This is a genomic window from Lichenicoccus sp., from assembly GCF_965276875.1.
GTDB lineage: Bacteria > Pseudomonadota > Alphaproteobacteria > Acetobacterales > Acetobacteraceae > Lichenicoccus.
The window spans coordinates 4,319,011-4,342,885 of sequence record NZ_OZ255701.1 but is presented as its reverse complement, the minus strand read 5'-3'; the positions used below and the strand labels follow the sequence as shown (position 1 = coordinate 4,342,885).

Below are 23,875 nucleotides of genomic sequence, written 5' to 3'. Positions count from 1 at the left end.
ATGGCGCAAAAACTTGGTTTCGTCGGCTACGGCGCAATGGCCAGCCGGATGGGCAAGCGGCTGGCCGACGCCGGCTGGGAGGTGCTTGCCTTCGCACCCGGTCATGAGCCCGGCGAGGATGCCCATGACATCCGCTATCTCAAGACCGCGGCAGCCCTGGCCGCCGAGGTGCACACCATCCTGGTCTCGGTCCCGGACGATGCGGCACTCGATCAGGCCGCGAGCGGCGAGGACGGCTTTCTTGCCGGCGCGCGAAGTGGCAGCCTGCTGATCGATGTCAGCTCGGTGTCACCGTCGGCCTCGATCGCGCTCAGCCGTCGCGGTGCGGCGCAGGAACTCGCGGTGCTCGACGCGCCGGTCTCCGGCAGCACCCCGGAGGCCGAGCAGGGCAAGCTGGTCGTCCTCGTCGGCGGCGCGGCCGCGGATGTCGAACGCGCGCAGCCGATTTTCTCGGTGATCGGCGCGAGGACCGTTCATGCCGGTGCCGCCGGTCAGGGCTCCACGCTCAAGCTGGTCGTCAACGGCATCATGGGCGCGGGACTTGCGGCCCTGGCCGAGGCGATCGGCTACGGGCTGGCCGCCGGGCTCGACCGCGACGTGCTCTACGGCGCCCTGGACGGGGCCGCGATCCTGTCGCCGCATCACACCCGCAAGCTGAACGCAGCCCGCGACGCCGACTTCGCCCCCCAGTTCCCGACCGCGTTAATGGACAAGGACATGGGCCTGTTGCTGGCCGACGCGAACGCCGCCGGGATGCCCGCTCCGACCCTCGCCGCCGCCGCGCAGAGCCTGACGCTGTCGCACCCGGCGCACGACGGCGACGATTATTCCGCCCTTATTGGGGTCATGGAGCACCTCGCAGCCAAGCGGCGGTGAGCGCCAGCCGGTCGCCGATGCCGCGCGGGCCGGCGTTCGGCGGCCGCGACAGGTCGCGGCGCGCAAACACGGCCGGCAGGGCGGCCGCGACCTTCGCGCGCCCGAGGCGCGGCCGTCCTGCCTGGCGCAGCCACTCCTGCCCCGCTCCGAGCAGCTGCGAGTCCTCGACTGCGATCCGGCCGCCGGCAGCCAGAGCAGCCTGATGCCGGCGCATCGCCCCCGCCGCATAGGCCGCACCCACCGCGCGCACCTGTTCCAACGTTTCGGGCACGGACACGCCGAGCACCTGGCCGAAGCCACGCTGCACCCCGCCGGCGCCACCCAGTTGTGCCGCCCGCCAATCCGCCTCGGTGTGCAGACCCTCCGCCTCTGACTCGCGCGCCTCGATGATGCCGAGCAGGGTCGCGCGATCGAGCACGCCGGCCTCCAGGGCGGCACCCAATGGTTCGGCGAGTTCGTGCCGCCGTGTCGCTCCCTCCACAACCTCGCGCCACCATTGCAGCCGGATCAGCGACGCGATCGGGCCGGTCTCCGCACGAGCGGAGCGCATCTCGAGCGCCCGTACCAGCTCATGATTGAAGGCAGTCAGCAAGAACAGCGCCTCGCGCAATCCTGCTGGCGCGAACAGCGCGATCAGGAAGCGATCGGGATCATGCGTCCTGGCGGCGCGTCCGGCTGGCGAGAGCGCTTGCATCGGCCCGGCTGCGTCCATAGCTCACTCTCCGGGTTGCGGTCGCCGTTCCCGGGTAAACCTTCGCGGCACTGCAACGCTTAAGGCTCACAACAAAAACGCAGGAGATCACAGCATGGCGTTCGAACTGCCGGCCCTCCCCTACAACCACAACGCCCTGGCCGGGCGCGGGATGTCCCAGGAGACCCTGGAACTGCACCACGACAAGCACCACCAGGCCTATGTCACCGCGCTGAACGGCCTGGTCGAGAAGAACGACTCGCTCTCCGGCAAGTCGCTCGAGCAGATCATCACGATGAGCCATGGCACCGCCGAGATGGCGCCGGTCTTCAACAATGCCGGCCAGCATTGGAATCACATCCTGTTCTGGCAGGCGATGGCCCCGACCGGGGGCGCGATTCCGGGCAAGCTGGAGAGTAAGCTGACACAGGATTTCGGCAGCGTCGAGGAGTTCAAGACCGCGTTCAAGACCGCCGCCACGACGCAGTTCGGCTCCGGCTGGGCTTGGTTGGTTGCAGCCCCTGACGGCAAGCTGAAGGTCACCAAGACCGCCAACGGCTCCAATCCGGTGGCGACCGGCGAAGGCCGCGTGCTACTCGGCCTGGATGTGTGGGAGCACAGTTACTACGTCGATTTCCGTAATCGCCGCCCCGATTATGTGACCAACTGGCTCGACAAGATCGCCAACTACGAATTCGCCGAGGCCCAGCTCCAGGCCGCCTGACCTCTCCCTACTTCGTCGCCGCCGGGACGCTGTCATTGGCAGCGCCTGGCGGCTTGACGACGCTGCTGATGGTGTCGCGGAGGATCTGGACGCGCACGTTTGGCGCGATCTCCACCTCGATTTCGTTCGACCCCTCGCGTACCTTCTGCACCACGCCGACGATGCCGCCCGCGGTGACCACCCGGTCCCCACGCTTGAGGCTTGCCACCATCGTCTTGAGCGATTTCTGCCGCTGCTGCTGCGGCCGGATCAGCAGAAAATAAAAGACGATGAAGATCAGCACGATCGGCAGGAACTGACCGATCCCAGCAAGGCCACCCAGCAATCCGGCGCCACCGCCGGCGGTGCCGCCAATCGCGTTCTGGGCGTAGGCTTCGGTCGCAAACAGATGCATCGACTTAGCTTTCGGGTCGGAGGGGGCGGCCACCAGGCTTGCCGCGCGTGGTCCGGGACCATAGGTTTCGCATCCCGCTCGTCAAGCGCGGGACGGCCGCCATGGAACGCTCTCTTGTCCGAACCGATCACGAGTCTGCTCGCGCGCATCGCCGAGGCGCTGGAGCGGCTTTCGCCAGCCCCGCCGTCGCTCGGATCGCTCGATGACGCCGACGCGTTCGTCTGGCGGCCAGAGCATGGCCGGCTGTCGCCGGTCAGCCATGTAGCTCATGTCGGTTTGGCGCTGCTGCGCGGCATCGAGCCACAGAGCGCGCTGTTGCTCGAAAACACCCAACGCTTCGCCCGCGCGCTGCCCGCCAACAACGCCATGCTCTGGGGCGCGCGCGGCATGGGCAAGTCCTCGCTGATCAAGGCGGTGCATCATGCCGTTAACGGAACCGTTCGCCGGCTGCTGCTGATCGAGATCGCCCGCGACGACCTCACGACCCTCCCCGCACTGCTCGGCCTGCTGCGCGCATCGGCGCATCGCTTCCTGGTGTTCTGCGACGATCTCTCGTTCGAGCGCGAGGATGCCGACTACAAGGCGCTCAAATCGGTGCTCGACGGCGGCATCGAGGGCCGCCCCGACAACGTGCTGTTCTACGCAACCAGTAATCGTCGCCATCTGATGCCGCGCGAGATGATCGAGAACGAGCGGGCGACCGCGATCAACCCGAACGAGGCCGTCGAGGAGAAGGTGTCGCTATCGGACCGCTTCGGCCTGTGGATCGGCTTTCACAATTGCGACCAGCCGACCTATCTGGCGATGGTGGACACATACGCCGCCGCGCGCGGCCTCGCGGTGACCACGGATGCGCTGCACGCCGCTGCCAACGAATGGTCGATCACCCGCGGCGCACGGTCCGGCCGTGTTGCCTGGCAGTTCATCGAGGATTTGACCGGCCGTCTCGCGCCATAGCTGGTGAACGCCGCGAAACCGTGGCAACGTTCGCCCTGGCACAAGCCTCCGATTGAGAGGCCGCCGGGAGAGTTGTCCATGAAGCAGGTAAACCCAGCACCGCTCGGTTTGAGCGGCTTTGCCATGACCACCTGGCTGCTCAGCATGATCAATGCGGGCTGGTATGCGCCGACGGCAATGCCGATGGTGCTCGGCATGGCCTTCGCCTTCGGCGGCACCGCGCAGTTCGTTGCCGGCCTGTGCGAACTGCCCCGCGGCAACAGCTTCGGCTTCGTCGCCTTTTGCGGTTTTGGATCGTTCTGGTGGTCGTTTGCGCTGTTCGTCATGTTTCCGCATCTGACCGTGCCGGCGAGCTTCGTCGGCTGGTACCTCGTCCTTTGGGGAATCTTCACCTTCTTCCTGTGGATCGGCACCTTCACCGCCAACCGCGCGGTCTCGACCGTGTTCCTGCTGCTTTGGGTGACCTTCCTGTTGCTCGGTCTGGGTGAATGGACCGACATCACCCTGCTGCACCGGCTCGGCGGCTATTGCGGTCTGGCTACGGCGATCGCCGCACTCTATCTCGCCGCGGCCGAGGTCATCAACGAGGCGCACGACCGTGTCGTCCTGCCGATCGGGCCCTATGCGGCACCGAGCCGGCCGGCCACGCGATCCTCGTTCGCCAGCCCCTGAAGGAAGCCTGCGATGGACGGCGAGCTGGTCTTCTACACCAATCCGATGTCACGTGGGCGCATCGTGCGCTGGATGCTGGAAGAGACCGGCGCACCCTACCGCACCGAGTTGGTGGCCTTCGGGGCGACAAAGACGCCTGCGTTCCTCGCCGTCAATCCGATGGGCAAGGTACCGGCCTTGCGGCACGGCGAGACGGTGATCACCGAGGGCGCCGCGATCTGCGCCTACCTCGCCGATGCCTTCCCCGAAGCGGGGCTGGCACCCGCACCAGGTGATCGGCTGCGCGGCGCCTATTATCGCTGGCTGTTTTTCGGCGCCGGACCGTTCGAGGCGGCGACCTCAAATCAGGCGCTAGGCTTCGTCGTTCCGGAGAACCGCGAGAGCATGATTGGCTATGGCCGGATCGCGACCGTGCTCGACGTGCTGGAGGAAGCCGTCTCGCGGCACGATCATCTCCTCGGCGCCCAATTCACCGCCGCCGACGTCTATGTCGGCTCGCAGATCGGCTTCGGCATGATGTTCAGGACGATCGCGCCGCGGCCGGCCTTCGAGCGCTACTGGACCCGGATCAGCGCGCGTCCGGCGGCGGTTCGGGCCAGGGAGATCGACGACGCGCTGATGCCGCGCGAGCCAGCCTGAGCAGCCCGTCAAGCATCGCGTCGACGTCAGCGTCGGTGGTGCGGTGGTTGACGATGGCGGCGCGGATCGCACGCTTGCCGTCGATGACGGTCGTCGACGGCACCGCGATCCCGGCCTCGTGCAGGTCGCGGACCAGCTCCGCGTTAAGATCGTCGCGTTCGGCCTCCGGTCCCGCGCGCAGCCGAAAGCAGACGATGTTGAGTGCCACCGGCGCCAGCAGCTCAAGCGACGGCTCCGACTCGATCCGGTCTGCCAAGTGGCGCGCCACCGCGCAGCAGCTCTCAACCATACGACCCAGCCGTTCGCTGCCGTAGGTCTTCAAGGTCATCCATACCTTGAGTGCGCGAAAGCCGCGCGACAGCTCGGGGCCGAGATCGGCCGGCCACGGTGCATTGCCGGCCACACCGCGGTCGGTGCCGGCGAGATAAGCGAGGTTTTGCCGGAAGGTCTCCAGTTGCAGCGTCGCATCGCGTACCAGCACGCAGCCGGCATCGTAGGGGACCTGCGCCCATTTATGGAAGTCGAACGCCAGGCTGTCCGCCTGCTCGATGCCGGCCAGCAGGCCACGCAGGTGCTGCGAGAGTGCCGCGAACGCACCAAACGCGCCGTCGACGTGGAACCACAGATCTTCGTCGCGACAGAACGACGCCAGGCCGGCGAGATCATCCACCGCGCCGGTATCGACCGCGCCCGCCGTGCCGACCACCAGGAACGGCCGCAAGCCCGCGTCGCGGTCGCGTCGCACCGCCTCTACGAGCAACGGCAGCCGCATCCGGTGCGCGCCGTCGCAGGCGATCCGGCGCAGTGCCCCGCTGCCCAGGCCCGCCATGTCAAAGGCGCGCGCCACGCAGCCATGCGCGTTCTCCCCGGAATAACCGACCAGCCGATGGCCGCCGACACCCTCGGTGCGCACCGACACCCCCGCCGCGTGCCGTCGCGCCACCAGCAGCGCGATCATGTTGGCCATCGACGAGCCGCTGACCAGCAGGCCTCCGCTCTCGGCCGGCATGCCGACCATCTCCGCCGCCCAGCGCACCACCTGACGCTCGACCTCGATCGGCGCGTGGTCGCGGCCGCCGCAATTTGCATCCAGCGCGCCGGCCAGCAGCTCCGCCAGCATGCCGATGCCGGTGCCGCCGCCATGCACCCAGCCCATGAAGCGCGGATGCGTATTACCGACGCTATAGGGGGCGATCAGCCGCCGGAAATCGTCATACACCGACTCCGGCGAGGCACCCTCCGCCGGCAAGGGCACGCGCAGCTCCGCGCGCAGCGCATCCGGCATACGCTGCCAGACCGGTGTGTCGCGCAGGCCTGCCAGGCGATCGACCATGTCGTCGAGCATGGTGTGCCCCAGCGCCCGCAGCGCGCTCCAATCCTCGGGATCCAGGCCAGACATCGCGAACTCCAGGCGAAATCATACCGGCAGCCTTCGACCGGTATGCGCGTGGGGTTGGCGGGGTGGCCACGCGCGAAAAAAGACTTTGATGGCAGCGTCTTTGGCATGAATCAGCCGCACGTTCTATGCTCGCCGCATGTTCTTCGACGGCTTCACCCTCGACGAAAGCGGCCCGGTGCGCATGCGTCGCGGCGGCGCCGGGCCGCCTTTGCTGCTGCTGCACGGCGAGCCGCAGACGCACGCCATGTGGCACGCGGTGGCCCCCTCGCTGGCCGACCGCTTCGAGGTGATCTGCCCGGACCTGTCGCGCGACCGCGACGAGGCCGCACTTGCCGATTCGATGCTGGCCCTGATGGGGGGTCTCGGGTATGGGAGGTTCGGCGTCGCCGGCCACGATCTGGGCGGTCACGTCGCCTGCCGCATGGCGTTGCAGGCCCCCACGCAGGTGCGCCGCCTCGCCACCCTGGGGATCGTGCCGGTGCCGGAGCACCGCAGCCGCGCCGACCTCTCCTTTGGCCTGGGCTTCTATCCGAGCTGCTGGTTCGGCCAGTTACACCCCAAGCCGGAGGCGCTTGTCACGCATGCCCCGGAAGCCTGGTTCCGCGGCGACGTGCCCGGCGAGGACGCGCACTTCTTTCATGCCGAGGCCGTCGCTGACTACCTGCGCGCAGGCCTCGCACCGACGCAAGGGCAAGGCGCCCCCGAGCCAGCCCGCGCTCGCACCCCACAGCCTGCCGAGGCGCATCACCGCCTCCGCCTCATTTGTCCGCTGCTCGCCCTGTGGGGCAGCCGCGGCCGCATCGGCGGCTGGTATGATCCGCTGCAGCTCTGGCGCGACTGCGTCGACAACGAGGTCACCGGCGGCGCCGTCCCGGCCGGGCACTTCCTGGCCGAGGAGGCGCCAGAACCCGTCGCCGCCGCACTCCGCGGCTTCTTTACCCGCGACCGGCCGAGCCCGGAGTAGCGACACCAGCGGCGCGCAGCGACACGATGTTGGCGCGCGAGACCGGCGCCTCCACCCCGTTCGCAAGCCGCAGCCGCACGTTGCGGCCGTGGCGCGTCGTCGCGACGACAGCGTCGCGCGCGACCCACCAGGAGCGATGGACACGCAAGCCGGGCACCTCGCCCAGATCCCCGATCGCCTGGTGCATCGGCATCAGAACCAGCCTGGATGCGGTGCGCGTATGGACCCGGACATAATGGTCCTCCATCTGCAGGGCGATGATATCCGCCGCTGCCAACCCGGCCAGCAGAGGGGCGCCGCCGGCTGGACGCGGCGGCTCGACGAGTGCCGACGAACGACGCCAGGCGAGCACGTACAGGAGCGTGAACGGGCTTGTCACCAGTACCGTCTGCCCATACCAGGTCACCACGTCGATATGGCTGATCGCCTGCGGCCAGAGCGCGCTCGCGCCAAGCCGGCACACGATCGCGAGCGGCAATGCCCCGAAGAAAGTCGCCGGCACCAGCAGGGAGTGTTCCGGCAGCCGCCAATACAGCGCCAGCCGACGCGCGGCGGCAAACGCCGAACCGATCATGACCGTTCCGGCCAGGAGTGCGGCGACCCAGTAGCCGAGCCTGATCGCGGCCGAGCCGTTCAGATAACTGCCGAACGGGCCGCAGAGACCGAGAAAGACGCCAGCCAGCCCGCCGACGACCAGGCGATCCCTCCAACCTCGCGCCGCGATCCAGGGCATGTGCGTCACCCTCCTTCCTCTACCAGATCATCGCCACTGCGTCCTCGCGCGGCAAGCATAAGCCGCAACTCGGATCCATGCGTCTTGCCGTGCGCATCGAGCACGCCCATGATGACGTAAATTTAGGGTAGGTCCGCGCCACAGATGACACCAACCGGCACTTCGCCGCGACGCGCCACCAACGTCACCCTGCCGACCACCCTCCTGCGGGACGCACGTGCGATGGGCGTGAACCTGTCGCAGGCCTGCGAGCGCGGCTTGGCCACCGCGGTTGCCGAGGGCCGGCGCGAGCGCTGGCTCGCCGAGAACCGCGACGCGATCGACGCCTGGAACCGTCACGTCGCCGAGCAGGGTCTGCCGCTCGCCGCCTATCGTCAGTTCTGATGTCCCGTCTCGACGTGCACCCGATGCCGACCGGCCCCGGCTACGTGCTGGACGTCCAGGCTGAGCTGCTCGCCCATCTCGCCACACGCGCCGTGGTGCCGCTTATCCCGGAGGAGATGGCGCCCAAGCCGATCAGCGAGCTCAATCCGGTCTTCGAGATCAGCAGCCGCCGGCATGTCCTGCTCACCCAGGCCATCGCGAGCATCCCGGTCCACGAGCTCAAGAGTTCCGTCGGTTCCCTGGTCCAGCACCATGACCGCGTGACGCGGGCGCTCGACACCCTGCTCGTCGGCCTCTGAGCCGCCGCGTCCACTCGCCCGCCCACGAACCCGCTCGCCCGTTCGCGCAACGCCGGCTGCAACACCATCGCGCGGCTGCCATGACGATGCAGATAGCATTCCATGGAGCCTCGCATGTGGATCGTCATCGCCGTTCTTCTCAGCCTGTTCGGCTGCACGCCGGCATCCGTCGCTGTCACGGCGCATGTCGGTTTCAGACACCTCATTATCCCCGACGGCGGCAGGGCCCCGATCGAGGTCGGCGTCTGGTATCCGACGAAAGCTCCGATGCGCCCCACCCCGGTCGAGCTGTTCGTCCAGGACCTGGCTGCAGACGCCCGCGTCGCTGGCGATAGCCTGCCCCTGGTGGTGATCTCGCACGGGAGCGGCGGCAGCTTCGCCGGCCACGCCGACACCGCCTATGCCCTGGCGCAAGCGGGCTTTGTGGTGGCGGCCCTCACCCACCCGGGCGACAATTTCCGCGACATGAGCCGAGCCACGGACATCGCCGATAGGTCGCGCGCGCTCGGCGTGCTGATCGATTACACGCTGCGGCATTGGCCGGTGGACCCACACCGGATCGGCGCGTTCGGCTTCTCCGCCGGCGGCTTCACCGTGCTGGTCGCGGCCGGGGGCGTTCCCGACCTCTCGCGCGTCGCACCCCACTGCGCGGCCCACCCGAGCTTCTACGACTGCCGCCTCCTCGCTGCCCACCCGGCCGACGCCACAGAGACAACTGCCATGATGGGGCAGGATTTCCGCCTGCGCGCCCTGGTTGTAGCGGCCCCGGCGCTCGGCTTCACCTTCAGCCGGCGCGGGTTGCGGCGCGTGACCATGCCGGTGCAGCTTTGGCGCGCCGGCGACGACCGTATCCTGCCGGCGCCGTTCTATGCCGAGGCCGTGCAACGCGCCTTGCCGCAGCCGGCAGCCCTGCACATCGTCGCCGGGGCGAGGCATCTGGACTTCCTCGCACCCTGCTCACCCGCCCTGCGGAATGTGGCGCCGGCTATCTGCGAAAGCGCGCCGGGATTTGACCGGACCCGCTTCCACACGAGCTTCAATCGCAGCGTCGTCCGCTTCTTCCGTGCCGCCCTGGCTCAGCGCAGCCGTTTGCAAAACCGCGCCATTCGGATGCAGGCTTCCGACAGGCTGTCGTCATCGGAGGCGACGCTCAGCCGCAGATAGGGGCTCATCCCAAACGCCGCGCCGTGCACGACGGCAACGTGCTGCTCATCGAGCAGGGCCCGCGCGAACGCCGCGTCGCTATCGATCAGCGCGCCGCCGGCGCTGGTGCGGCCGATGCAACCGGCAATCCCGGGATAGGCATAGAAGGCGCCGTGCGGCATCGCGCAGGTCACACCAGGCATCGCCCGCAGCGCCGCCACGGCCCGGTCGCGTCGCCGCCGATAGGTCTCGCGCATCACCGCGATTCGCTCGAGGCCGCCGCCCAACGCCGCCACCACCGCCGCCTGGCCGATGCTGCTGGCGCCGGAGGTGGAGTGGCTTTGGACCGTCGTCATCGCCGCGATCAGCCGCGCCGGGCCACCGGCATAGCCAACCCGCCAGCCGGTCATGGCATAGGTCTTGGATGCGCCGTTCAGTGTCAGCACGCGGTCGCGCAGCTCGGGTGCGACGGCCGCCAGCGAGACGTGCGGCGGCCCGTCATGCACCAGGTGCTCGTAAATTTCGTCGCTCAGCACCCAGACATGCGGATGGTGCGACAGCACGTCCGCCAAGCCGCGCAGCGCCTCGCCGCCGCAGGTCGCACCCGTCGGGTTGTTCGGGAAGTTCAGGATCACCCAGCGGGTCCGCGGCGTGATCGCCTGCGCCAGCGCCTCCGGGGTCAGCGCAAAGCCGAGCGCCTCCGGGCATTGCGGATGCACCGTGCGGGCCCCGAGCATCTGCGCGATCAGCGGCGTGCTGGCCCAGTATGGCGCCGGGATCACCACCTCGTCCTCGGGGTCCAGGGTCGCCAGCAGCGCATTGAACAGGATCTGCTTGCCGCCATTGGCGACCATCACCTCGGCGTCGCTGAACGTGAGCCCGTTTTCGCGCGCGAACTTCTCGCGCACCGCCTGCTTGAGGGCCATTGTGCCGTCGGTCGGCGGATATTTCGTCTCGCCTTCCAGCGCCGCCCGGTGCGCGGCCGCGACGGCGATAGGTGGCGTGTCGAAATCCGGCTCGCCGATCGCCAGCGAGATGACCCGGTGCCCGGCCGCGCGTAAGGTCCGCGCGCGCGCCGACATGCCGACCGTCGCCGGGGGCTCAAGTGCTGCCAGGCGGCCAGCCAGCAGCGGCATCATCAGTGCAGGTCGGCGCAGAACCGCTGGATGCGCCGGCAGGCCTCGGCCAGGCTTTCGGTGTCGGTGGCGTAGCTGACCCGGAAATGGCCGGGAAAGACGAACGCCGCGCCATGCACCGCCGCCACCCCCTGTTCCTCCAGCAAAGCCACCACGAAGCTCTCATCGTCGGTAATCGCGGCGCCGCCGGCGCTGGTCTTGCCGATGCAGCCCTGCATCGAGGGATAGACGTAGAACGCACCCTCCGGCTTGTGGCAGGTGATGCCATCGGCCTCGCCCAGCATGTCCACCACCAGGTCGCGACGCGCCTGGTAGGTCGCGACCATCTCCGCGATGAAGTCCTGCGGGCCGGTCAGCGCCTCCAGGGCCGCCGCCTGGCTGATCGAGCTGGCGTTAGAGGTCGACTGGCTCTGCAGCTTGTCCATCGCGCGGATCAGTAGCGCCGGCGCGCCGGCGAAGCCGATCCGCCAGCCGGTCATCGCATAGGCCTTAGAGCAGCCGTTCATCGTCACCGTGCGGTCGCGCAATCGCGGCTCGACCTGCACGATGGTGGCAGGCTGAAAGCCGTCATAGACCAGCTTGTCATAGATATCGTCGGTGAAGATCCAGATGTCGGGGTGCCGCAGCAGCACGTCGCAAATCGCGCGCAGTTCGTCGCGATCGTAGGCCGCACCGGTCGGATTGTTCGGACTGTTGAGAAAGAACCACTTGGTGCGCGGCGTGATCGCGGCCTCCAGGTCCTCGGCGCGCAGTTTGAAGCCGCTGTTCGGGCCGCATGGAACGATCACCGGAGCCCCGTCGGCTAGTGCCACGATGTCCGGATATGACACCCAGCAGGGCGACGGGATGATGACCTCGTCGCCGGCGTCCAGCGTCGCCACCATGGCGTTGTAGATCACCTGCTTGCCGCCGGTGCAGACGATGATCTCCTCAGGCCGGTAATCGAGCCCGGAATCGATGCGGAACCGCTCGGCGATCGCCTGCTTGAGCGCCGGCGTGCCCGACACGTCGGTATACTTCGTCTGGCCGTTCGCAATCGCGCGCATGGCCGCCTGCTTGACGTTCTGAGGCGTGTCGAAATCGGGCTCGCCGGCCGACAGGCTGATGATGTCGCGCCCCGCTGCCTTGAGCGCACGCGCCTTGGTTGAGATCGCGATCGTCTGGCTTGGGCTGATCTTGTTCAGGCGGGCGGCAATCAGGGGCATGGTTCTCGACCGGTTTTGACGCCGAACGGTAGAGCAGAACCGCCTGACGCGAAACCGGCCCCGCTTCCTGCAATCGCGTTAATGGAAGCTTCATTGGATCGCGCGAGGATCATCGCCGCAACGGATGAGGCGACGATGCAACTCTCGCGAAAGATCAGTGATATTTCGATTCGGGCCAAGATGATCCTGGCATTTGTGCCAATCATTACCGTGATGCTGGCGAGCAGCGGCCTGGTCTTCCAGAAGATCCGCCTGATGCAGCGTGCCCAGGTGCATTGCACCCATTCAGGCACCGTGATCCTCACCGTCAAGGATGCGATGGCGGGGCTGGTGCAGCAGGAAAGCAGCCTGCGTGCCTCGTTGCTTACCGGCGACCCAAGCTACATGGCAGCGTTTCAGCAAGGCAAGGCAGACTACGCTCACGCCTTCGGCCTGGTGCAGGCTCTCACCGCTGGTGACGCCGCCCAGCGCGCCCGGTTGCACGTCCTGAGCAGCTTTGTCGACGCCTGGCACAAGGACGTCGCGGATGCCGGAACCGGAAAGGTGCCGATGGCGTCGATCCGCGCCACGATCAAGCAGATCCTGACGACCGAACACACGCAGCTGGTTCACTGGGGCGCCGCGCAAAAGGCGGCGTCGCGTGCCACCATCCTCGTCTTGCTCGGCAGTGGCGCGGTGTCGGTACTGGCCGCCCTGCTGCTCCGTATAACCCTGGTTCGCGTGATCGCCGTGCCGTTAAGTGCAATGACCCAGGCGATGCGCAGACTTGCCGCCGGAGAGCTGGACGCGGCGGTCCCCGGCGCCGGCCGGCGCGACGAGATCGGCGCGATGGCTGCCGCCGTCGTCGTGTTCAAGGACAACATGATCCGGGCCGCAGCACTTGCCGTCGAGCAGGAGGCGAGCCGGAGCGTCAAGGAGCAGCGCGCGCAGCGTCTCGAGGCCCGCATGCGCGGCTTCGAGGACATAGTGGGCGGCCTGGCCAGGACCCTCGCCTCCGGCTCGACCGACCTCAGCACCACGGCACATTCGCTCAGCGGCACCGCGGCCGACACCAACCGCCGAGCAGGCACGGTCGATGCGGCGGCGCAGACCGCAAGCCTCGGCGTGCAGATGGCCGCGGCCGCCGCGGAGCAGCTCACCGCTTCGATCGGTGAAATCAATCAGCAGGTCGCGAAATCCGCGCATGTCACCAGCCGCGCCGTGACCGACGTGCAGCGCACCGACGCCATCGTCCGTGCTTTGTCCGAGGCGGCGGAGAAGATCGGCCACGTGGTCGGCCTGATCGCCGGCATTGCTGGCCAGACCAACCTGCTGGCGCTGAATGCCACCATTGAAGCGGCACGCGCTGGCGAGGCAGGCAAGGGCTTCGCAGTGGTCGCCAGCGAGGTCAAGAACCTGGCCAGCCAGACCGCGCAGGCCACCGGCGAGATCGCGACCCAGATCGGCCAGATCCAGACCGCCACCCGCGAGGCGGTCGATGCGATCGGAGCGATCTCCACCACCATCCAGGAGGTGAGCGTGATCTCGACCACCATCGCCGCCGCGGTCGAGCAGCAGGGAGCGGCGACCGCCGAGATCGCCCGCAACGTGCGCGATACCGCCGGCGCCACGCAGGAGGTCACCGTCCATATCGGCGGCGTGAGCAACGCGGCCAATGACACCGGGACCGCGGCCAGCCAAGTCCTGAGCGCCGCGGGCGACCTGTCGCGGCATGCGGCGATGCTGGAGCTTGAAGTCAGCAGCTTTGTCGCGGACGTTAAGGCCGCCTGAAAGGCCAGGGGCGTCACGCGAAGGCGTGCTGCGCAAGACGCCCCTGGACCCCGCTGGGGCCCCAGACCCACATTCAGATAAGCAAAGGATCCCAAAGGCTACGATACGCGAGGAAGCCGGAGCGTTCAGAGCAATCTACCTGGCTACGCTCGGGGATACTGTCGTCGTGCTCCACGCCTTCCAGAAGAAAACGCAGCAGACGGCACAACGGGATATTGAGTTAGCGGCGAGCCGCTTGAAATCATGGAAGGGTTAGCAATGGAAACCGAGGTTTTTGCGGAGGTGTTTGACGCCTTGGCCGACACTCCGATGGAGGCCGCGAACATGAAGGCGCGCGCCGATCTGCTCGCGGCTCTGGTCGATCGGGTCAAGTCCTGGAACCTGCCGCAAGAGGTTGCGGCGGAACGGCTGGCGATCACCCGACCCCGGCTGAATGACCTGTTGCGGGGGAAGCTCGGCAAGTTTTCGCTTGATGCCCTGGTGAACCTGGCGGCGGCGGCAGGGCTTACCCTAGAGTTCAAGATCGGGGAGGCGGCCTAACCCCCTCCTCTTTTTTGGCGTTCAACCCTTATCGCCGCAGGCGTCATCCTCTTGCGTCAGGGATCGTCACCCGAAGATACCGTGTTGAAGGGCAAGAGGGATGAGAAGTTGTACGAGCTCCCGCCCCTTAGCCGCCTCGCGTCGTCTTCCCACCAGCACCCCAGCTTTCTCGATTGGGATGGTGTTTTGGGAAAGTGAGCTTGGACCTGCGGTACATCGGGATACAGCATCATGCCAATGCGGCAAGTCGGTCACGTAGCCAGCTCTGTGCCGGGTGGGTAGTCGTCCGTTCGTGCCAGATACTGGCGATGACGAATCCAGGTATGGTGAGCGGCGGTTCCAGCACCTGCATCCGTTCCGACCAGCCTTCTGCGATCCGGCGCGGGATCAGTGCGATCATGTCGGATCGTGACACGATCTCCGGCACGATCAGGAAGCCCGATGTGGACAAGGCGACGGTGCGACGACGGCCGATCGCCTCAAGCGCTGCGTCGGTAGGCCCGGTAAAGCCGCCACCCTGAGGCGATACGACGACGTGGTCCAGCGCGCAGAACACGTCCAGCCCCAGATCGCCCTGCACGCTTGGATGCCCCTGTCGTGCGATGACCGCGTAACCCTCCTCGTAGAGTCGGCGCTGGCGCATCGCCGCCGGCGCGTGTTCAGGCGCGGCCAAGGCCAGGTCCACCTCACCACGCTCCAATTGCGTGGAGAGTGCCATCACGTCGAGCGCCCGCCACGCTATGCGGATCATCGGCGCCTCGACCCGCAACGCGACCAAGAAACGCGCCAGCAGCGCATACTGGACGTAGTCGCTCGCCGCGATCACCAGGGTTGCCTGCATGGTCGCCGGATCGATCGGCGCTCCTTGCTCAATAACGCGGCGGACACTCTCCAGCGCCTCGTGCAGTGGCTGCATCAGCTCGAGTGCCCGCTGGGTCAGCACCATCCCGCGCTGGGCCGGGATCAGGAGCGGATCGCCGAGTGCATCGCGAAGTCTTGCCAGCCGTGCCGACAAGGCCGGCTGACTGAGGTTCAGCCGGCGCGCGGCGCGTGTGACGTTGCGTTCCGCAAGCAAGGCTTCGAGCGTCACGAGCAATCCGAGATCGAGGTTTCTGGTATCCATTGTGTCGATAACGGCATGCAAAAGGTTCGATTTCAATGCCCAAGGCGGCTGGGTCATATGCTTTAGGAGCGGGTTGGAGCCCGTGACACTCCAATCGTTGTCGACCTGCCGCGCAGGCTGCATCACTCGGGATGGGAGAAGCTCATGGCTACAGCCGTGACAAACAATCTGAAACAGAACCTCGTCCTGGGATACCGGATCATGGGCATGCTGGGGCTGGGCAGGGGACTGCTCGCGCATCTCACCGCCCGGTCCCCCGACGCGGACACGTTCTGGGTATACACCTTTGGCCAAAGCGTCGAGGAAGTCAGCTTGGCGACCATTTGCGAGGTCGATTTCGACGGCAAACCGAAGGATCCCGACGCCCGCATCAATCCTTCCATGGCTGTGCACGGCCCGGTCTACCGCGAGAACCCCAAAGTGATGTGCATCGGGCATCATCACGGCGACAACGGCGTCGCGGCCGGCGCCATCGCCACCTCGCTGCTTCCGATCGACAACAATGCGGCGCGCTGGCACGGCGACGTGCGACTGGTCGAGGATTACGAAGACACGTTCAGCATCGCTGAACAGGGCAAGATCATGGCGCGCGAGTTTGCGAGCACGAGCGGCCTGATTCTGAAGCACCACGGCCTCATGGTAGCGCATGTCTCCATCGCGCAGACCGTGCTGCGGGTGATCGAGCTCGAAGCCTCGCTCGGGGTACAACTTAAGGCGATGTCCGCCGGCGAACTCCATCTGATGCCCGACTCGGCGATCGAGGAAGCCAAGAAGTTCCTCAATTCCGACTTCTACTTCGACAACATGTGGGCGTATCTGGTTCGACGCGCGAAGCGCGAGGGTTGGGCCGATGACGTCGGCTTCTGACACCGTCAGGGAACTGCGGGTCAACGGCGAAACGCGTCGGGTCGCTGCGGAACCTGACACTCCCCTCCTTTACGTCCTCCGCAACGATCTGGGGCTGAAAGGTACTCGCTTCGGCTGTGGGGTCGGCACGTGCGGCGCCTGCACGGTGCAGATCGACGGCCGTGCTGTCGCGTCGTGCGACACGCCGCTGTGGGCGGCGCTCGATCACGATGTCCTGACGATCGAGGGAATCGGCAGCGTCGAGCAGCCGCATCCCCTGCAGCGCGCCTTCCTCGACACGCAGGCGGCGCAATGCGGCTATTGCATCAACGGCATCATCATGCGCTGCAAGGCGCTGTTAGAAGAGGACGGAGCGCCCGACGAAGGGCGGATGCTGGAGGCGCTCGACAAGCACCTTTGCCGATGCGGAACTCATGTCCGCATCCTACGCGCGGTGCGGCAAGCGGCGGGCCACACATGAGATACCGTCACGTTGAGCAAGCGGTTTTTGTGCGGGCCGCAGGCGCGGTCGGCTGCGTTATGTTGGGACTACGCCGCCCGCGCCTGCTCCGTTCTGATCTCGAACGGCTTGCGATGCTTGGCGACGCTGTAGACGGCGTGCAGCAGCTTTCGCATGGCGGCGATGAGGGCGAGTTTTGCGGGTTTTCCGGCGGCTCTGAGGCGCTCGTAGAAGGCGCGCAACCAGGCATTGCGTCGCACGGCGCCGAGCACCGGCATCCAGAGTGCCTTACGCAGCCGGGCATGGCCCATGGGTGCGAGGGGCGCTCGAATACGGTCGGATTGCTTGCCGGACTGCCTCAGACCCGGCACGACGCCGACGTAGGCCGCAAAGGCGTTGGCGCTCTTGAAATGGGCTGGGTCGCCGACAGCGGCGATGATGCGGGCTGCGGATTGTGGCCCGATACCTTCGATGGTGGTCAGCAGCTTGCCGATCTGGTGGGTGTCGAGCAGGTCCTCGATGTCGCGCTCGATATCGGCCAGACGTTTACGCCACAGGTCGAGGTCTTGGCAGATGTGCACGGCCTGCAGCTTGTAGGCGGGTCCGTGGTGCTGGCCGATCGAGGTCTTCGCGGCCTCGACGAGCTGCTCGGCCAGTTCGGCGCCGACGAAATGGCGCCCGTCGTAGCGCAGCTTGGCCAAGCGGCGTGGGGTGGCGCGGGCAAAGGCGTGAGCGGTCGGATATGCGGCGAGCAGGCAGGTAGCGAGCATGCTGTCGAGGCTGCGGACGTAGCGGGTGAACTCGGGGAAGCCGAGGTCAACCAGTCTGTGCAGCTGGCGGACACGATCGTCAAAACCCTGCCGCAGCCGGTCGCGATGACGAACCAGCTCGCGCAGCGCCTCGGCGACCTCGTCGTGCAGATGGCTGGGTTCAGGGCGCTTCTCGAAGGCGAGGCGGGCGAGGCCTTGCGCGTCGATGGCATCGGTCTTGGTTCGTTCGAGGCGGCTGTCTTGGAAACGCCGGGCGACAAACGGATTGAGCAGCGCCACCTCGTGCCCGGCGGCAGCGAGCACGGCGAACAGGTTCTTCCAGTAGTGCCCGGTCGCCTCCATAACGACGAGCACTGGCGGCTCGCCCAATGCCTTGAGCAGCGCGTCGTAGCCGGCGCGGTCCTCGGTGATTGGCATGGGCTTGCCGATCGGCGCGCCCTGGTCGTCCAGGCGTGCGAGCATGTGGCGCTCGGACGCAATATCGATGCCTGCGAACATGATCCCTCCGTTGTTGGTCAGCGGCAGGGGTTTAACGCATGCGTTGAACCGGAGCCGGCACCCATGCTCACGCTTGTCCAACCGAGGACGCAAGCGGGCAAGGCTTGGCCTCAGGATACCGTTCGAGCCCTAAGCACCGGTCGAGGGCGCCAATCTCATGCCCGAGGACGAACCCTCAAACACACCACGGCGACCCTCTCCCAGCAACCAATGTGCAACCTTAGCCAAGGAGCACAGCGGTGAGTGGAGGAGTTACAAGCCGGACCGGGCTGGCGCCGCGACCCGATCTCGATCGGACGATGACGAGCTGGGTCGGCGTCAAGCCCGATGGCAAGATGGCGGACTGGGTTCGGTTCGAACCCGGCGGCCGGGTCCAGGTCCGTAACGGCAAGGTGGAACTGGGTCAGGGGATCGGCACGGCGGTTGCGCAGATCGCCGCCGAGGAACTGGGGGTGCTGCTCGACGTGCTCGACCTTGTGTCGGGCGACACCGGATTATGCCCGAACGAGTGGTGGACGTCGGCAAGTATCTCGATCGAACGCGGCGGCCTGGCGGTCCGCATCGCCTGCGCCGAGGTGCGCGAGACGTTCGCTGCAGCGGCGGCTAGGCGCCTCGGAGTTGATCCCGCCACGCTGACGGTGCGCGACGGCTCGTTCGTGTCGGCTACGGGCGGATCGATCGACTATTGGCGTCTTCTCGAGGAGGTCGATCTACATCAGGAGATCACCGGGAATGTCGCGCCCAAACCTTCCGCGGCGTACCGCGTGGTTGGGCGAAGCGTCCCGCGGCGCGACCTGCCGCGCAAGCTAAGCGGCGCGGCCTATATCCATGACCTCGACCTGCCGGATATGTGGCACGGACGCATCGTACGGCCGCCGTCTAGCAATGCCCAATTGGCGGGCGTCGACGAGGAGAAGCTGCGGTCGCGCGTGCCGGCGGTGCAGATCGTCGTCAACGGGCGATTCGTCGGTGTCGTTGCACCGCGCGAGGAGGACGCCTTGCGCGCGATCGCGGTCGCGCAAACGGCGGTCCGCTGGACGACGCCCGCCGACCTGCCAGACCCGTCCGGCATGGTCGACTGGCTGCATAGTCATGTGCGCGACTCGACGGAGCTCGCCGAGCGATCCGCGTCTAAGCCGAACGACACACAGTCGTTCCATGCGACCTACAGCAAGCCTTATTTAGCCCACGCGTCGATCGGCCCGGCCTGCGCGGTGGCGGAATGGCGAGAGTCCGACGGGATCGTACAGGGGCTAACCGTCTGGTCGCAGACGCAAGGAAATTACGGGCTCCGGTCGCAGCTGGCGATGGCTCTGGGGGTGCCGGAGGAGATCGTCCGCGTCATTCATCAGGACGGCGCCGGCTGCTATGGCCACAACGGCGCCGACGACGTAGCGCTCGATGCCGCCTTATTGTCACGCGCGCTCGGCCGGCCGGTCAGGGTGGTCTGGTCGCGCGAGGACGAGCTGGTCAGCGCTCCCTTCGGTCCCGCCATGACGATGGACCTCTCGGCAGAGCTCGCTGCCGACGGCGCGATCGTCGACTGGAAATATCAAGTTTACAGCCCACCGCATCTTTCGCGGCCGGGCTGGGGCGAAGGTGTCGGCTTATCGGCCGCGTGGCATCTTGCCGAGCCGTTTGTGCGGCCGGCGGTGGAGAACCCGTCGCTGGCGCTGGGCGGCGGCGGCGATCGGAACGCGGTGCCCCCCTATCTCTTCCCCAACCAGTCGGTGATCCACCATTTCATCCAGCGCGGGCCGCTGCGCAGCTCCGCGCTGCGCGCGCTCGGCGCGTTCGGCAACGTGTTCGCGATCGAGTGCTTTATGGACGAGCTCGCCGCGGCGTCCGATGCCGACCCACTAGCATTTCGGCTGCGCCACCTCACAGACGAGCGAGCGCGCGCGACGCTGGAGCGGGTGACGGCGGTTGCCAACGCCGCGCCGACGGCTCCCGAAGACGGCGAGGTGCGCGGACGCGGCCTCGGCTTCTCCCGCTACAAGAATAGCGCGGCCTATTGCGCAGTGGTGGCGGAGGTCCGGGTCGACGAGCGCGTGCACGTCGAGCGGGTCTGGGCCGCCGTCGATGCGGGGCTGGTGGTCAATCCCGACGGCCTGCTGAACCAGATCGAGGGCGGAATCGTCCAGGCGGTCAGCTGGACGCTGATCGAGGAAGTCAAGTGGGACGAGAACCAGGTCCTGACTCGCGATTGGGAGAGCTATCCGATCCTGTCCTTCTCCGAGGTGCCCGCGATCGAGGTGGTGCTGCTCGACGCTGCTGATCGACCCTCGAACGGCGTCGGCGAATGCGCCGCCGGTCCCACCGCCGCGGCGATCGGCAACGCGCTGTTCGATGCGCTGGGCGTGCGGGTGCGCGAACTGCCGTTGACGCCCGAACGCATCGCCGCCGCCATGTAGACGAGCCGAGCTCTTCGGGGCGGGCGCCCCACCAATCCCGGTGGCGGCCTGCGGTCACCCATCAAATTTCCGATTGGGAGGATTGCACATGAAATTGGTCAGATTCGGCGTCGGGGGCGAAGAACGGCCCGGGCTTCTCGACGGCAACGGCGACGTGCGCGACCTGTCCGTCGTGGTCGACGACATCACGCCCGCGACGCTGAGCGACACGCGGCTCGGCGAACTGGCGAGGCTGACGCCGGAGGACCTGGCGCTGGTGTCGCCGCGCCCCCGGTTTGGTCCGCCCGTCGCGGGGATCGGCAAGCTCGTGGGCATCGGCCTGAATTACAGAGACCATGCCGCCGAATCGGGGTTACCCGTGCCCGCCGAGCCCATCGTGTTCATGAAAGCCTTGAGTTCGCTCGGCGGTCCCGACGACGACGTGCTGATCCCGCGCGGCGCGGAAAAGGTCGACTGGGAGGTCGAACTCGGTGTCGTGATCGGGAAGCGCGCCTCCTATGTCGGCGAAGCCAACGCCCTCGATCACGTCGCCGGCTACACCGTCGTCAACGACGTTTCCGAGCGCGCCTATCAGATGGAGCGCGGCGGCCAGGGGACCAAGGGCGAGGTGCCCGACCTCCCAGAAACTAAGGCTCTGGCTGACGGTCAATGGCAAGCATCGCCAGGACGGCAACACGGGCAGCATGATTTTCGGCGTCGCCAAGCTCGTCAGCTACCTCAGCGAGTTCATGACGCTCCTGCCCGGCGACGTCATCTGTTCCGGAACCCCGGCTGGCGTCGGCATGGACATGAAGCCGCCGGCCTATATCCGGGAAGGCGACGTCATGCGGCTTGGCGTCGATGGCCTCGGCGAGCAACAGCAGCGCGCCGTCGCTTGGGGAACCGGCCGGGCCGGCGGGCTCGATCGCCACACCGCCGCCTGACCGCGGAACTCTTCGCGGCGATCTTCCTGGTCACCTACCTGTCCCTGAGCGTTCCTCCCATCGCCGCCGGCTTATCCGTTTCGCTCACCGGCTTCCTGGGCACGACCCAGGCCTATCTCGGCGCCGTCCTGGTCGTGTCGGCGACGGCAACCGTCCTGCAATGGCTGCCCTCGCGCAGCCGAGGAGCACTCGCATGAAGGCCATCCAGGCTCATCCGCAGCAAGGGCTCGACGGCCTGACGTCGGTGGACCTCCCCGATCCCGGCGATCCCGGACGGGATGCCATCCGCGTGCGCGTGCATGCCACCTCCCTGAACTTCCACGATCTGGGCGTGGTGACGGGACGGTTGCCGGCCGCCGATGGGCGCATCCCCATGGCCGATGGCGCCGGGGTGGTGGAGGCGGTCGGTTCCGAGGTCACTGGGTTCAAGCCCGGCGACCACGTCGTATCGACCTTCTTCCCGACCTGGCTGGACGGTGAGGCCACCCTTGCCGATTTCGCCACCACGCCGGGCGACGGGATCGACGGCTTTGCCCGGGAGGTCGTGGTGGCGCCGGCCACGTCCTTCACGCGTGCGCCGGCCGGCTGGAGCCACGCCGCCGCGGCGACCCTGACCACGGCCGGTGTGACCGCCTGGCGCGCCCTGGTGGTCAACGGCGGCCTGAAGGTTGGGGACAGCGTGCTGGTGCTCGGCACGGGCGGCGTGTCGATCTTCGCGTTGCAGATCGCGCGGGCCATTGGGGCCACGGTGATCGCGACCTCCTCCTCCGACGAGAAGCTGGAGCGGCTTCGCACGATGGGCGCCGCGCACGGCATCAACTACCGCCGGGACGAGAACTGGGGCGATCGGGTGAGGGACCTGACCGGCGGCACCGGCGTCGATCACGTCGTGGAGGTGGGCGGCCCGGGCACGCTGGCGCAATCGATCAGGGCCGCGCGCGTGGGCGGCCACATCTCGCTGATCGGCGTGCTGACCGGCCGGGCGGGCGCCGTGCCGACGGCCATGCTCATGGCGCGGCAGCAACGGCTCCAGGGCCTGATCGTCGGCAGCCGCCGTCATCAATTGGACCTGATCCGCGGCATCGACGCCGTCCATGGCCACCCGGTGATCGACCGCTCCTTTCCTCTGGCCGAGATCGTGGACGCTTTCCGGCTCCAGGAGTCTGGCGGCCATTTCGGCAAGATCGTCGTCGAATTCTGACAAACCCCGACCAGCAGCAACAGGCCACCATGAAGGTTTTTCTCGTTTTCGCCCACCCGGAACGCCACTCCTTGAACGGCGCGCTGCGCGACGTTGCAGTGGCCGAGTTGCAGGCACAGGGGCATGAGGTCCGGGTCAGTGACCTTTACGCCGATGGATGGAAGGCGGCCGTCGATCGATCGGACTTTCCGGGCGTGGCACCGGACGAGCGGCTGCGGGTGGCTGGTGCATCAGGCCAGGCCTTCGCTGCCGGGGCACTAACGGAGGACGTGAAGGCCGAGCAGGAGAAGCTGCTCTGGGCCGATGCCCTGATCCTGCAGTTTCCGCTGTGGTGGTACTCCATGCCGGCCATCCTCAAGGGATGGGTGGACCGCGTGTATGCCTTCGGTTTCGCCTACGGAGTTGGCGAACGGAGCGACACGCATTGGGGCGACCGCTTTGGCGAGGGCACACTGGCCGGCAAGCGGGCGATGCTGATCGTGACCGTGGGCGGCTGGGCGACGCACTACGCCCCGCGCGGCGTGAACGGCCCGATCGAGGACATCCTGTTCCCGATCAATCATGGCATCCTCTATTACCCCGGCTACACCGTCCTGCCGTCCTTCGTGGCCTACCGCGTGGACCGGATGGATGAGGCCGGCTTTCGGCGGGTGGCAGATCAGTTGAAGGAGAGGATGCGGACCATCGAAACCGCTGCGCCCATACCCTATCGAATGCAGAACGGTGGCGACTACCAGGTTCCCAGCTTGGAGTTGCGGCCAGAGCTGGGCGACTCTGGCGTGTCCGGCTTCGCCTTGCACGTGGACCAGGGGCAGGTAGGGTAATTCGTCCTGCAACTCCTCGAAGGCATCATCAAATCCGCTGGGCCTGAGCGACGGGCGTATGCAACGGTCGCTGCCTTCCCATAAACGAACGGCCAGCGGGAAGCCCCCACCTTAAGGTTCTGGGGCCGCAGCGGTCCACACCGCTTTCCCAAAATCCGTTCCCAAATCGATTTTCTCGAAATCGGCCGGGATCGATGGAGAAACGAGAAGCACTCACGAGTTTGGACCGACCCTGATAAAAAAGAAATATTAGATCCGGTCTCCACCAGTCCGGTCCTTCCACGCTAGCC

General features: G+C 67.1%; 26 protein-coding genes. 18 read left to right on the top strand and 8 right to left on the bottom strand.

Going from position 1 to position 23,875, the window contains the following annotated elements:
* Positions 1-876: an NAD(P)-dependent oxidoreductase gene (locus ACQY4K_RS21050; protein ID WP_428392255.1), complete on the top strand. Its 876-nt coding sequence runs from the start codon at positions 1-3 to the stop codon at positions 874-876.
* Here the strand turns inward: ACQY4K_RS21050 and ACQY4K_RS21045 are convergent.
* Positions 845-1,588, bottom strand: coding sequence for a squalene/phytoene synthase family protein (locus ACQY4K_RS21045; RefSeq protein WP_428392253.1), 744 nt, complete (start codon positions 1,586-1,588; stop codon positions 845-847). The two genes, ACQY4K_RS21050 and ACQY4K_RS21045, sit on opposite strands and share 32 nt — an antisense overlap.
* 94 nt (positions 1,589-1,682) lie before the next feature.
* Between ACQY4K_RS21045 and ACQY4K_RS21040 the strand changes: the two genes are divergently transcribed.
* Positions 1,683-2,291 carry a superoxide dismutase gene (locus tag ACQY4K_RS21040; RefSeq protein ID WP_428392251.1) on the top strand — a complete coding sequence of 203 codons (609 nt, stop codon included), beginning with the start codon at positions 1,683-1,685 and terminating at the stop codon, positions 2,289-2,291.
* 7 nt (positions 2,292-2,298) lie between these two features.
* Here ACQY4K_RS21040 and yajC read toward each other — a convergent pair whose 3' ends face one another.
* Positions 2,299-2,685, bottom strand: a complete 387-nt coding sequence (gene yajC, locus ACQY4K_RS21035; protein ID WP_428392249.1) for a preprotein translocase subunit YajC — start codon at positions 2,683-2,685, stop codon at positions 2,299-2,301.
* A 114-nt stretch (positions 2,686-2,799) separates the two neighbouring features.
* Here yajC and ACQY4K_RS21030 point away from each other — a divergent pair, with 114 nt between their 5' ends.
* The 3 genes from ACQY4K_RS21030 to ACQY4K_RS21020 all read left to right on the top strand — a co-directional run bounded on the left by ACQY4K_RS21030 (position 2,800) and on the right by ACQY4K_RS21020 (position 4,953).
* Entirely contained in the window at positions 2,800-3,642 is an 843-nt protein-coding gene (locus ACQY4K_RS21030; RefSeq protein WP_428392247.1) for an ATP-binding protein, read from the top strand.
* A 78-nt stretch (positions 3,643-3,720) separates the two neighbouring features.
* Positions 3,721-4,314 (top strand): acetate uptake transporter, encoded by a 594-nt coding sequence (locus ACQY4K_RS21025; RefSeq protein ID WP_428392245.1) that lies wholly within the window; start codon positions 3,721-3,723, stop codon positions 4,312-4,314.
* A gap of 12 nt (positions 4,315-4,326) precedes the next feature.
* Entirely contained in the window at positions 4,327-4,953 is a 627-nt protein-coding gene (locus ACQY4K_RS21020) for a glutathione S-transferase family protein (RefSeq protein ID WP_428392243.1), read from the top strand.
* On the opposite strand, the gene ACQY4K_RS21015 is transcribed toward ACQY4K_RS21020, so the two are convergent.
* Positions 4,883-6,352: a pyridoxal phosphate-dependent decarboxylase family protein gene (locus ACQY4K_RS21015; protein WP_428392241.1), complete on the bottom strand. Its 1,470-nt coding sequence runs from the start codon at positions 6,350-6,352 to the stop codon at positions 4,883-4,885. The two genes, ACQY4K_RS21020 and ACQY4K_RS21015, sit on opposite strands and share 71 nt — an antisense overlap.
* Positions 6,353-6,488: 136 nt before the next feature.
* On the opposite strand from ACQY4K_RS21015, the gene ACQY4K_RS21010 reads away from it, so the two are divergent.
* The gene (locus ACQY4K_RS21010) at positions 6,489-7,316 is read left to right on the top strand and encodes an alpha/beta fold hydrolase (RefSeq protein WP_428392240.1); all 828 of its coding nucleotides are present in this window, start codon (positions 6,489-6,491) and stop codon (positions 7,314-7,316) included.
* On the opposite strand, the gene ACQY4K_RS21005 is transcribed toward ACQY4K_RS21010, so the two are convergent.
* Positions 7,288-8,049 carry a LytTR family DNA-binding domain-containing protein gene (locus ACQY4K_RS21005; protein ID WP_428392238.1) on the bottom strand — a complete coding sequence of 254 codons (762 nt, stop codon included), beginning with the start codon at positions 8,047-8,049 and terminating at the stop codon, positions 7,288-7,290. The genes ACQY4K_RS21010 and ACQY4K_RS21005 overlap by 29 nt on opposite strands.
* 144 nt (positions 8,050-8,193) lie before the next feature.
* Here ACQY4K_RS21005 and ACQY4K_RS21000 point away from each other — a divergent pair, with 144 nt between their 5' ends.
* The 3 genes from ACQY4K_RS21000 (at position 8,194) to ACQY4K_RS20990 (ending at position 9,896) form a co-directional block, all read left to right on the top strand.
* Positions 8,194-8,433, top strand: coding sequence for a type II toxin-antitoxin system CcdA family antitoxin (locus ACQY4K_RS21000; protein WP_428392236.1), 240 nt, complete (start codon positions 8,194-8,196; stop codon positions 8,431-8,433).
* Positions 8,433-8,732, top strand: a complete 300-nt coding sequence (locus ACQY4K_RS20995; protein ID WP_428392234.1) for a CcdB family protein — start codon at positions 8,433-8,435, stop codon at positions 8,730-8,732. Before ACQY4K_RS21000 ends, ACQY4K_RS20995 begins: the two co-directional genes overlap by 1 nt.
* A gap of 114 nt (positions 8,733-8,846) precedes the next feature.
* A complete protein-coding gene (locus tag ACQY4K_RS20990; protein ID WP_428392232.1) occupies positions 8,847-9,896 on the top strand; it encodes an alpha/beta hydrolase family protein in 1,050 nt (349 codons plus the stop codon).
* Here the strand turns inward: ACQY4K_RS20990 and ACQY4K_RS20985 are convergent.
* The gene (locus tag ACQY4K_RS20985; RefSeq protein WP_428392230.1) at positions 9,809-11,014 is read right to left on the bottom strand and encodes a pyridoxal phosphate-dependent aminotransferase; all 1,206 of its coding nucleotides are present in this window, start codon (positions 11,012-11,014) and stop codon (positions 9,809-9,811) included. The genes ACQY4K_RS20990 and ACQY4K_RS20985 overlap by 88 nt on opposite strands.
* Positions 11,014-12,216, bottom strand: coding sequence for a pyridoxal phosphate-dependent aminotransferase (locus ACQY4K_RS20980; protein ID WP_428392229.1), 1,203 nt, complete (start codon positions 12,214-12,216; stop codon positions 11,014-11,016). Before ACQY4K_RS20980 ends, ACQY4K_RS20985 begins: the two co-directional genes overlap by 1 nt.
* Before the next feature lie 180 nt (positions 12,217-12,396).
* Here ACQY4K_RS20980 and ACQY4K_RS20975 point away from each other — a divergent pair, with 180 nt between their 5' ends.
* Genes ACQY4K_RS20975 through ACQY4K_RS20965 form a run of 3 tightly spaced genes read left to right on the top strand, consistent with a single transcriptional unit; the run spans position 12,397 to position 14,526 of the window.
* Complete coding sequence (locus ACQY4K_RS20975; RefSeq protein ID WP_428392227.1) at positions 12,397-13,986, top strand: methyl-accepting chemotaxis protein; 1,590 nt, start codon at positions 12,397-12,399, stop codon at positions 13,984-13,986.
* Complete coding sequence (locus ACQY4K_RS20970; protein WP_428392225.1) at positions 13,928-14,242, top strand: type II toxin-antitoxin system RelE/ParE family toxin; 315 nt, start codon at positions 13,928-13,930, stop codon at positions 14,240-14,242. Before ACQY4K_RS20975 ends, ACQY4K_RS20970 begins: the two co-directional genes overlap by 59 nt.
* Before the next feature lie 2 nt (positions 14,243-14,244).
* Positions 14,245-14,526 carry a helix-turn-helix domain-containing protein gene (locus tag ACQY4K_RS20965; RefSeq protein ID WP_428392223.1) on the top strand — a complete coding sequence of 94 codons (282 nt, stop codon included), beginning with the start codon at positions 14,245-14,247 and terminating at the stop codon, positions 14,524-14,526.
* 229 nt (positions 14,527-14,755) lie between these two features.
* On the opposite strand, the gene ACQY4K_RS20960 is transcribed toward ACQY4K_RS20965, so the two are convergent.
* Positions 14,756-15,649 carry a LysR family transcriptional regulator gene (locus tag ACQY4K_RS20960; RefSeq protein ID WP_428392221.1) on the bottom strand — a complete coding sequence of 298 codons (894 nt, stop codon included), beginning with the start codon at positions 15,647-15,649 and terminating at the stop codon, positions 14,756-14,758.
* 144 nt (positions 15,650-15,793) lie between these two features.
* On the opposite strand from ACQY4K_RS20960, the gene ACQY4K_RS20955 reads away from it, so the two are divergent.
* Positions 15,794-16,516, top strand: coding sequence for a class II aldolase/adducin family protein (locus tag ACQY4K_RS20955; protein WP_428392219.1), 723 nt, complete (start codon positions 15,794-15,796; stop codon positions 16,514-16,516).
* Positions 16,500-16,976, top strand: coding sequence for a (2Fe-2S)-binding protein (locus tag ACQY4K_RS20950; protein ID WP_428392218.1), 477 nt, complete (start codon positions 16,500-16,502; stop codon positions 16,974-16,976). The genes ACQY4K_RS20955 and ACQY4K_RS20950 overlap by 17 nt, the downstream gene beginning before the upstream one ends.
* 68 nt (positions 16,977-17,044) lie before the next feature.
* Here ACQY4K_RS20950 and ACQY4K_RS20945 read toward each other — a convergent pair whose 3' ends face one another.
* Entirely contained in the window at positions 17,045-18,223 is a 1,179-nt protein-coding gene (locus ACQY4K_RS20945; protein ID WP_428392216.1) for an IS110 family transposase, read from the bottom strand.
* A gap of 299 nt (positions 18,224-18,522) precedes the next feature.
* Here ACQY4K_RS20945 and ACQY4K_RS20940 point away from each other — a divergent pair, with 299 nt between their 5' ends.
* The 4 genes from ACQY4K_RS20940 (at position 18,523) to ACQY4K_RS20925 (ending at position 23,585) form a co-directional block, all read left to right on the top strand.
* The gene (locus tag ACQY4K_RS20940; protein WP_428392214.1) at positions 18,523-20,637 is read left to right on the top strand and encodes a molybdopterin cofactor-binding domain-containing protein; all 2,115 of its coding nucleotides are present in this window, start codon (positions 18,523-18,525) and stop codon (positions 20,635-20,637) included.
* 88 nt (positions 20,638-20,725) lie between these two features.
* Positions 20,726-21,757: a fumarylacetoacetate hydrolase family protein gene (locus tag ACQY4K_RS20935; protein ID WP_428392212.1), complete on the top strand. Its 1,032-nt coding sequence runs from the start codon at positions 20,726-20,728 to the stop codon at positions 21,755-21,757.
* Positions 21,754-22,761, top strand: a complete 1,008-nt coding sequence (locus ACQY4K_RS20930; RefSeq protein ID WP_428392210.1) for a zinc-dependent alcohol dehydrogenase family protein — start codon at positions 21,754-21,756, stop codon at positions 22,759-22,761. The genes ACQY4K_RS20935 and ACQY4K_RS20930 overlap by 4 nt, the downstream gene beginning before the upstream one ends.
* Positions 22,762-22,790: 29 nt before the next feature.
* The gene (locus ACQY4K_RS20925; protein ID WP_428392208.1) at positions 22,791-23,585 is read left to right on the top strand and encodes an NAD(P)H-dependent oxidoreductase; all 795 of its coding nucleotides are present in this window, start codon (positions 22,791-22,793) and stop codon (positions 23,583-23,585) included.
* The last annotated feature ends 290 nt before the right edge of the window (positions 23,586-23,875 follow it).

Coding starts and splice junctions, on each gene's coding strand:
- ACQY4K_RS20945 (WP_428392216.1), bottom strand. CDS start 18,223: ATGTTCGCAGGCATCGATATTGCGTCCGAGCGCCACATGCTCGCACGC.
- ACQY4K_RS21025 (WP_428392245.1), top strand. CDS start 3,721: ATGAAGCAGGTAAACCCAGCACCGCTCGGTTTGAGCGGCTTTGCCATG.
- ACQY4K_RS20935 (WP_428392212.1), top strand. CDS start 20,726: ATGAAATTGGTCAGATTCGGCGTCGGGGGCGAAGAACGGCCCGGGCTT.
- ACQY4K_RS20940 (WP_428392214.1), top strand. CDS start 18,523: ATGACGAGCTGGGTCGGCGTCAAGCCCGATGGCAAGATGGCGGACTGG.
- ACQY4K_RS21050 (WP_428392255.1), top strand. CDS start 1: ATGGCGCAAAAACTTGGTTTCGTCGGCTACGGCGCAATGGCCAGCCGG.
- ACQY4K_RS20975 (WP_428392227.1), top strand. CDS start 12,397: ATGATCCTGGCATTTGTGCCAATCATTACCGTGATGCTGGCGAGCAGC.
- ACQY4K_RS20955 (WP_428392219.1), top strand. CDS start 15,794: ATGGCTACAGCCGTGACAAACAATCTGAAACAGAACCTCGTCCTGGGA.
- ACQY4K_RS21045 (WP_428392253.1), bottom strand. CDS start 1,588: ATGGACGCAGCCGGGCCGATGCAAGCGCTCTCGCCAGCCGGACGCGCC.
- ACQY4K_RS21040 (WP_428392251.1), top strand. CDS start 1,683: ATGGCGTTCGAACTGCCGGCCCTCCCCTACAACCACAACGCCCTGGCC.
- ACQY4K_RS20990 (WP_428392232.1), top strand. CDS start 8,847: ATGTGGATCGTCATCGCCGTTCTTCTCAGCCTGTTCGGCTGCACGCCG.
- ACQY4K_RS20930 (WP_428392210.1), top strand. CDS start 21,754: ATGAAGGCCATCCAGGCTCATCCGCAGCAAGGGCTCGACGGCCTGACG.
- ACQY4K_RS20985 (WP_428392230.1), bottom strand. CDS start 11,014: ATGATGCCGCTGCTGGCTGGCCGCCTGGCAGCACTTGAGCCCCCGGCG.
- ACQY4K_RS21005 (WP_428392238.1), bottom strand. CDS start 8,049: ATGCCCTGGATCGCGGCGCGAGGTTGGAGGGATCGCCTGGTCGTCGGC.
- ACQY4K_RS20995 (WP_428392234.1), top strand. CDS start 8,433: ATGTCCCGTCTCGACGTGCACCCGATGCCGACCGGCCCCGGCTACGTG.
- ACQY4K_RS20950 (WP_428392218.1), top strand. CDS start 16,500: ATGACGTCGGCTTCTGACACCGTCAGGGAACTGCGGGTCAACGGCGAA.
- ACQY4K_RS21000 (WP_428392236.1), top strand. CDS start 8,194: ATGACACCAACCGGCACTTCGCCGCGACGCGCCACCAACGTCACCCTG.
- ACQY4K_RS20970 (WP_428392225.1), top strand. CDS start 13,928: ATGCGGCGATGCTGGAGCTTGAAGTCAGCAGCTTTGTCGCGGACGTTA.
- yajC (WP_428392249.1), bottom strand. CDS start 2,685: ATGCATCTGTTTGCGACCGAAGCCTACGCCCAGAACGCGATTGGCGGC.
- ACQY4K_RS20925 (WP_428392208.1), top strand. CDS start 22,791: ATGAAGGTTTTTCTCGTTTTCGCCCACCCGGAACGCCACTCCTTGAAC.
- ACQY4K_RS20965 (WP_428392223.1), top strand. CDS start 14,245: ATGGAAACCGAGGTTTTTGCGGAGGTGTTTGACGCCTTGGCCGACACT.
- ACQY4K_RS20960 (WP_428392221.1), bottom strand. CDS start 15,649: ATGGATACCAGAAACCTCGATCTCGGATTGCTCGTGACGCTCGAAGCC.
- ACQY4K_RS20980 (WP_428392229.1), bottom strand. CDS start 12,216: ATGCCCCTGATTGCCGCCCGCCTGAACAAGATCAGCCCAAGCCAGACG.
- ACQY4K_RS21015 (WP_428392241.1), bottom strand. CDS start 6,352: ATGTCTGGCCTGGATCCCGAGGATTGGAGCGCGCTGCGGGCGCTGGGG.
- ACQY4K_RS21010 (WP_428392240.1), top strand. CDS start 6,489: ATGTTCTTCGACGGCTTCACCCTCGACGAAAGCGGCCCGGTGCGCATG.
- ACQY4K_RS21020 (WP_428392243.1), top strand. CDS start 4,327: ATGGACGGCGAGCTGGTCTTCTACACCAATCCGATGTCACGTGGGCGC.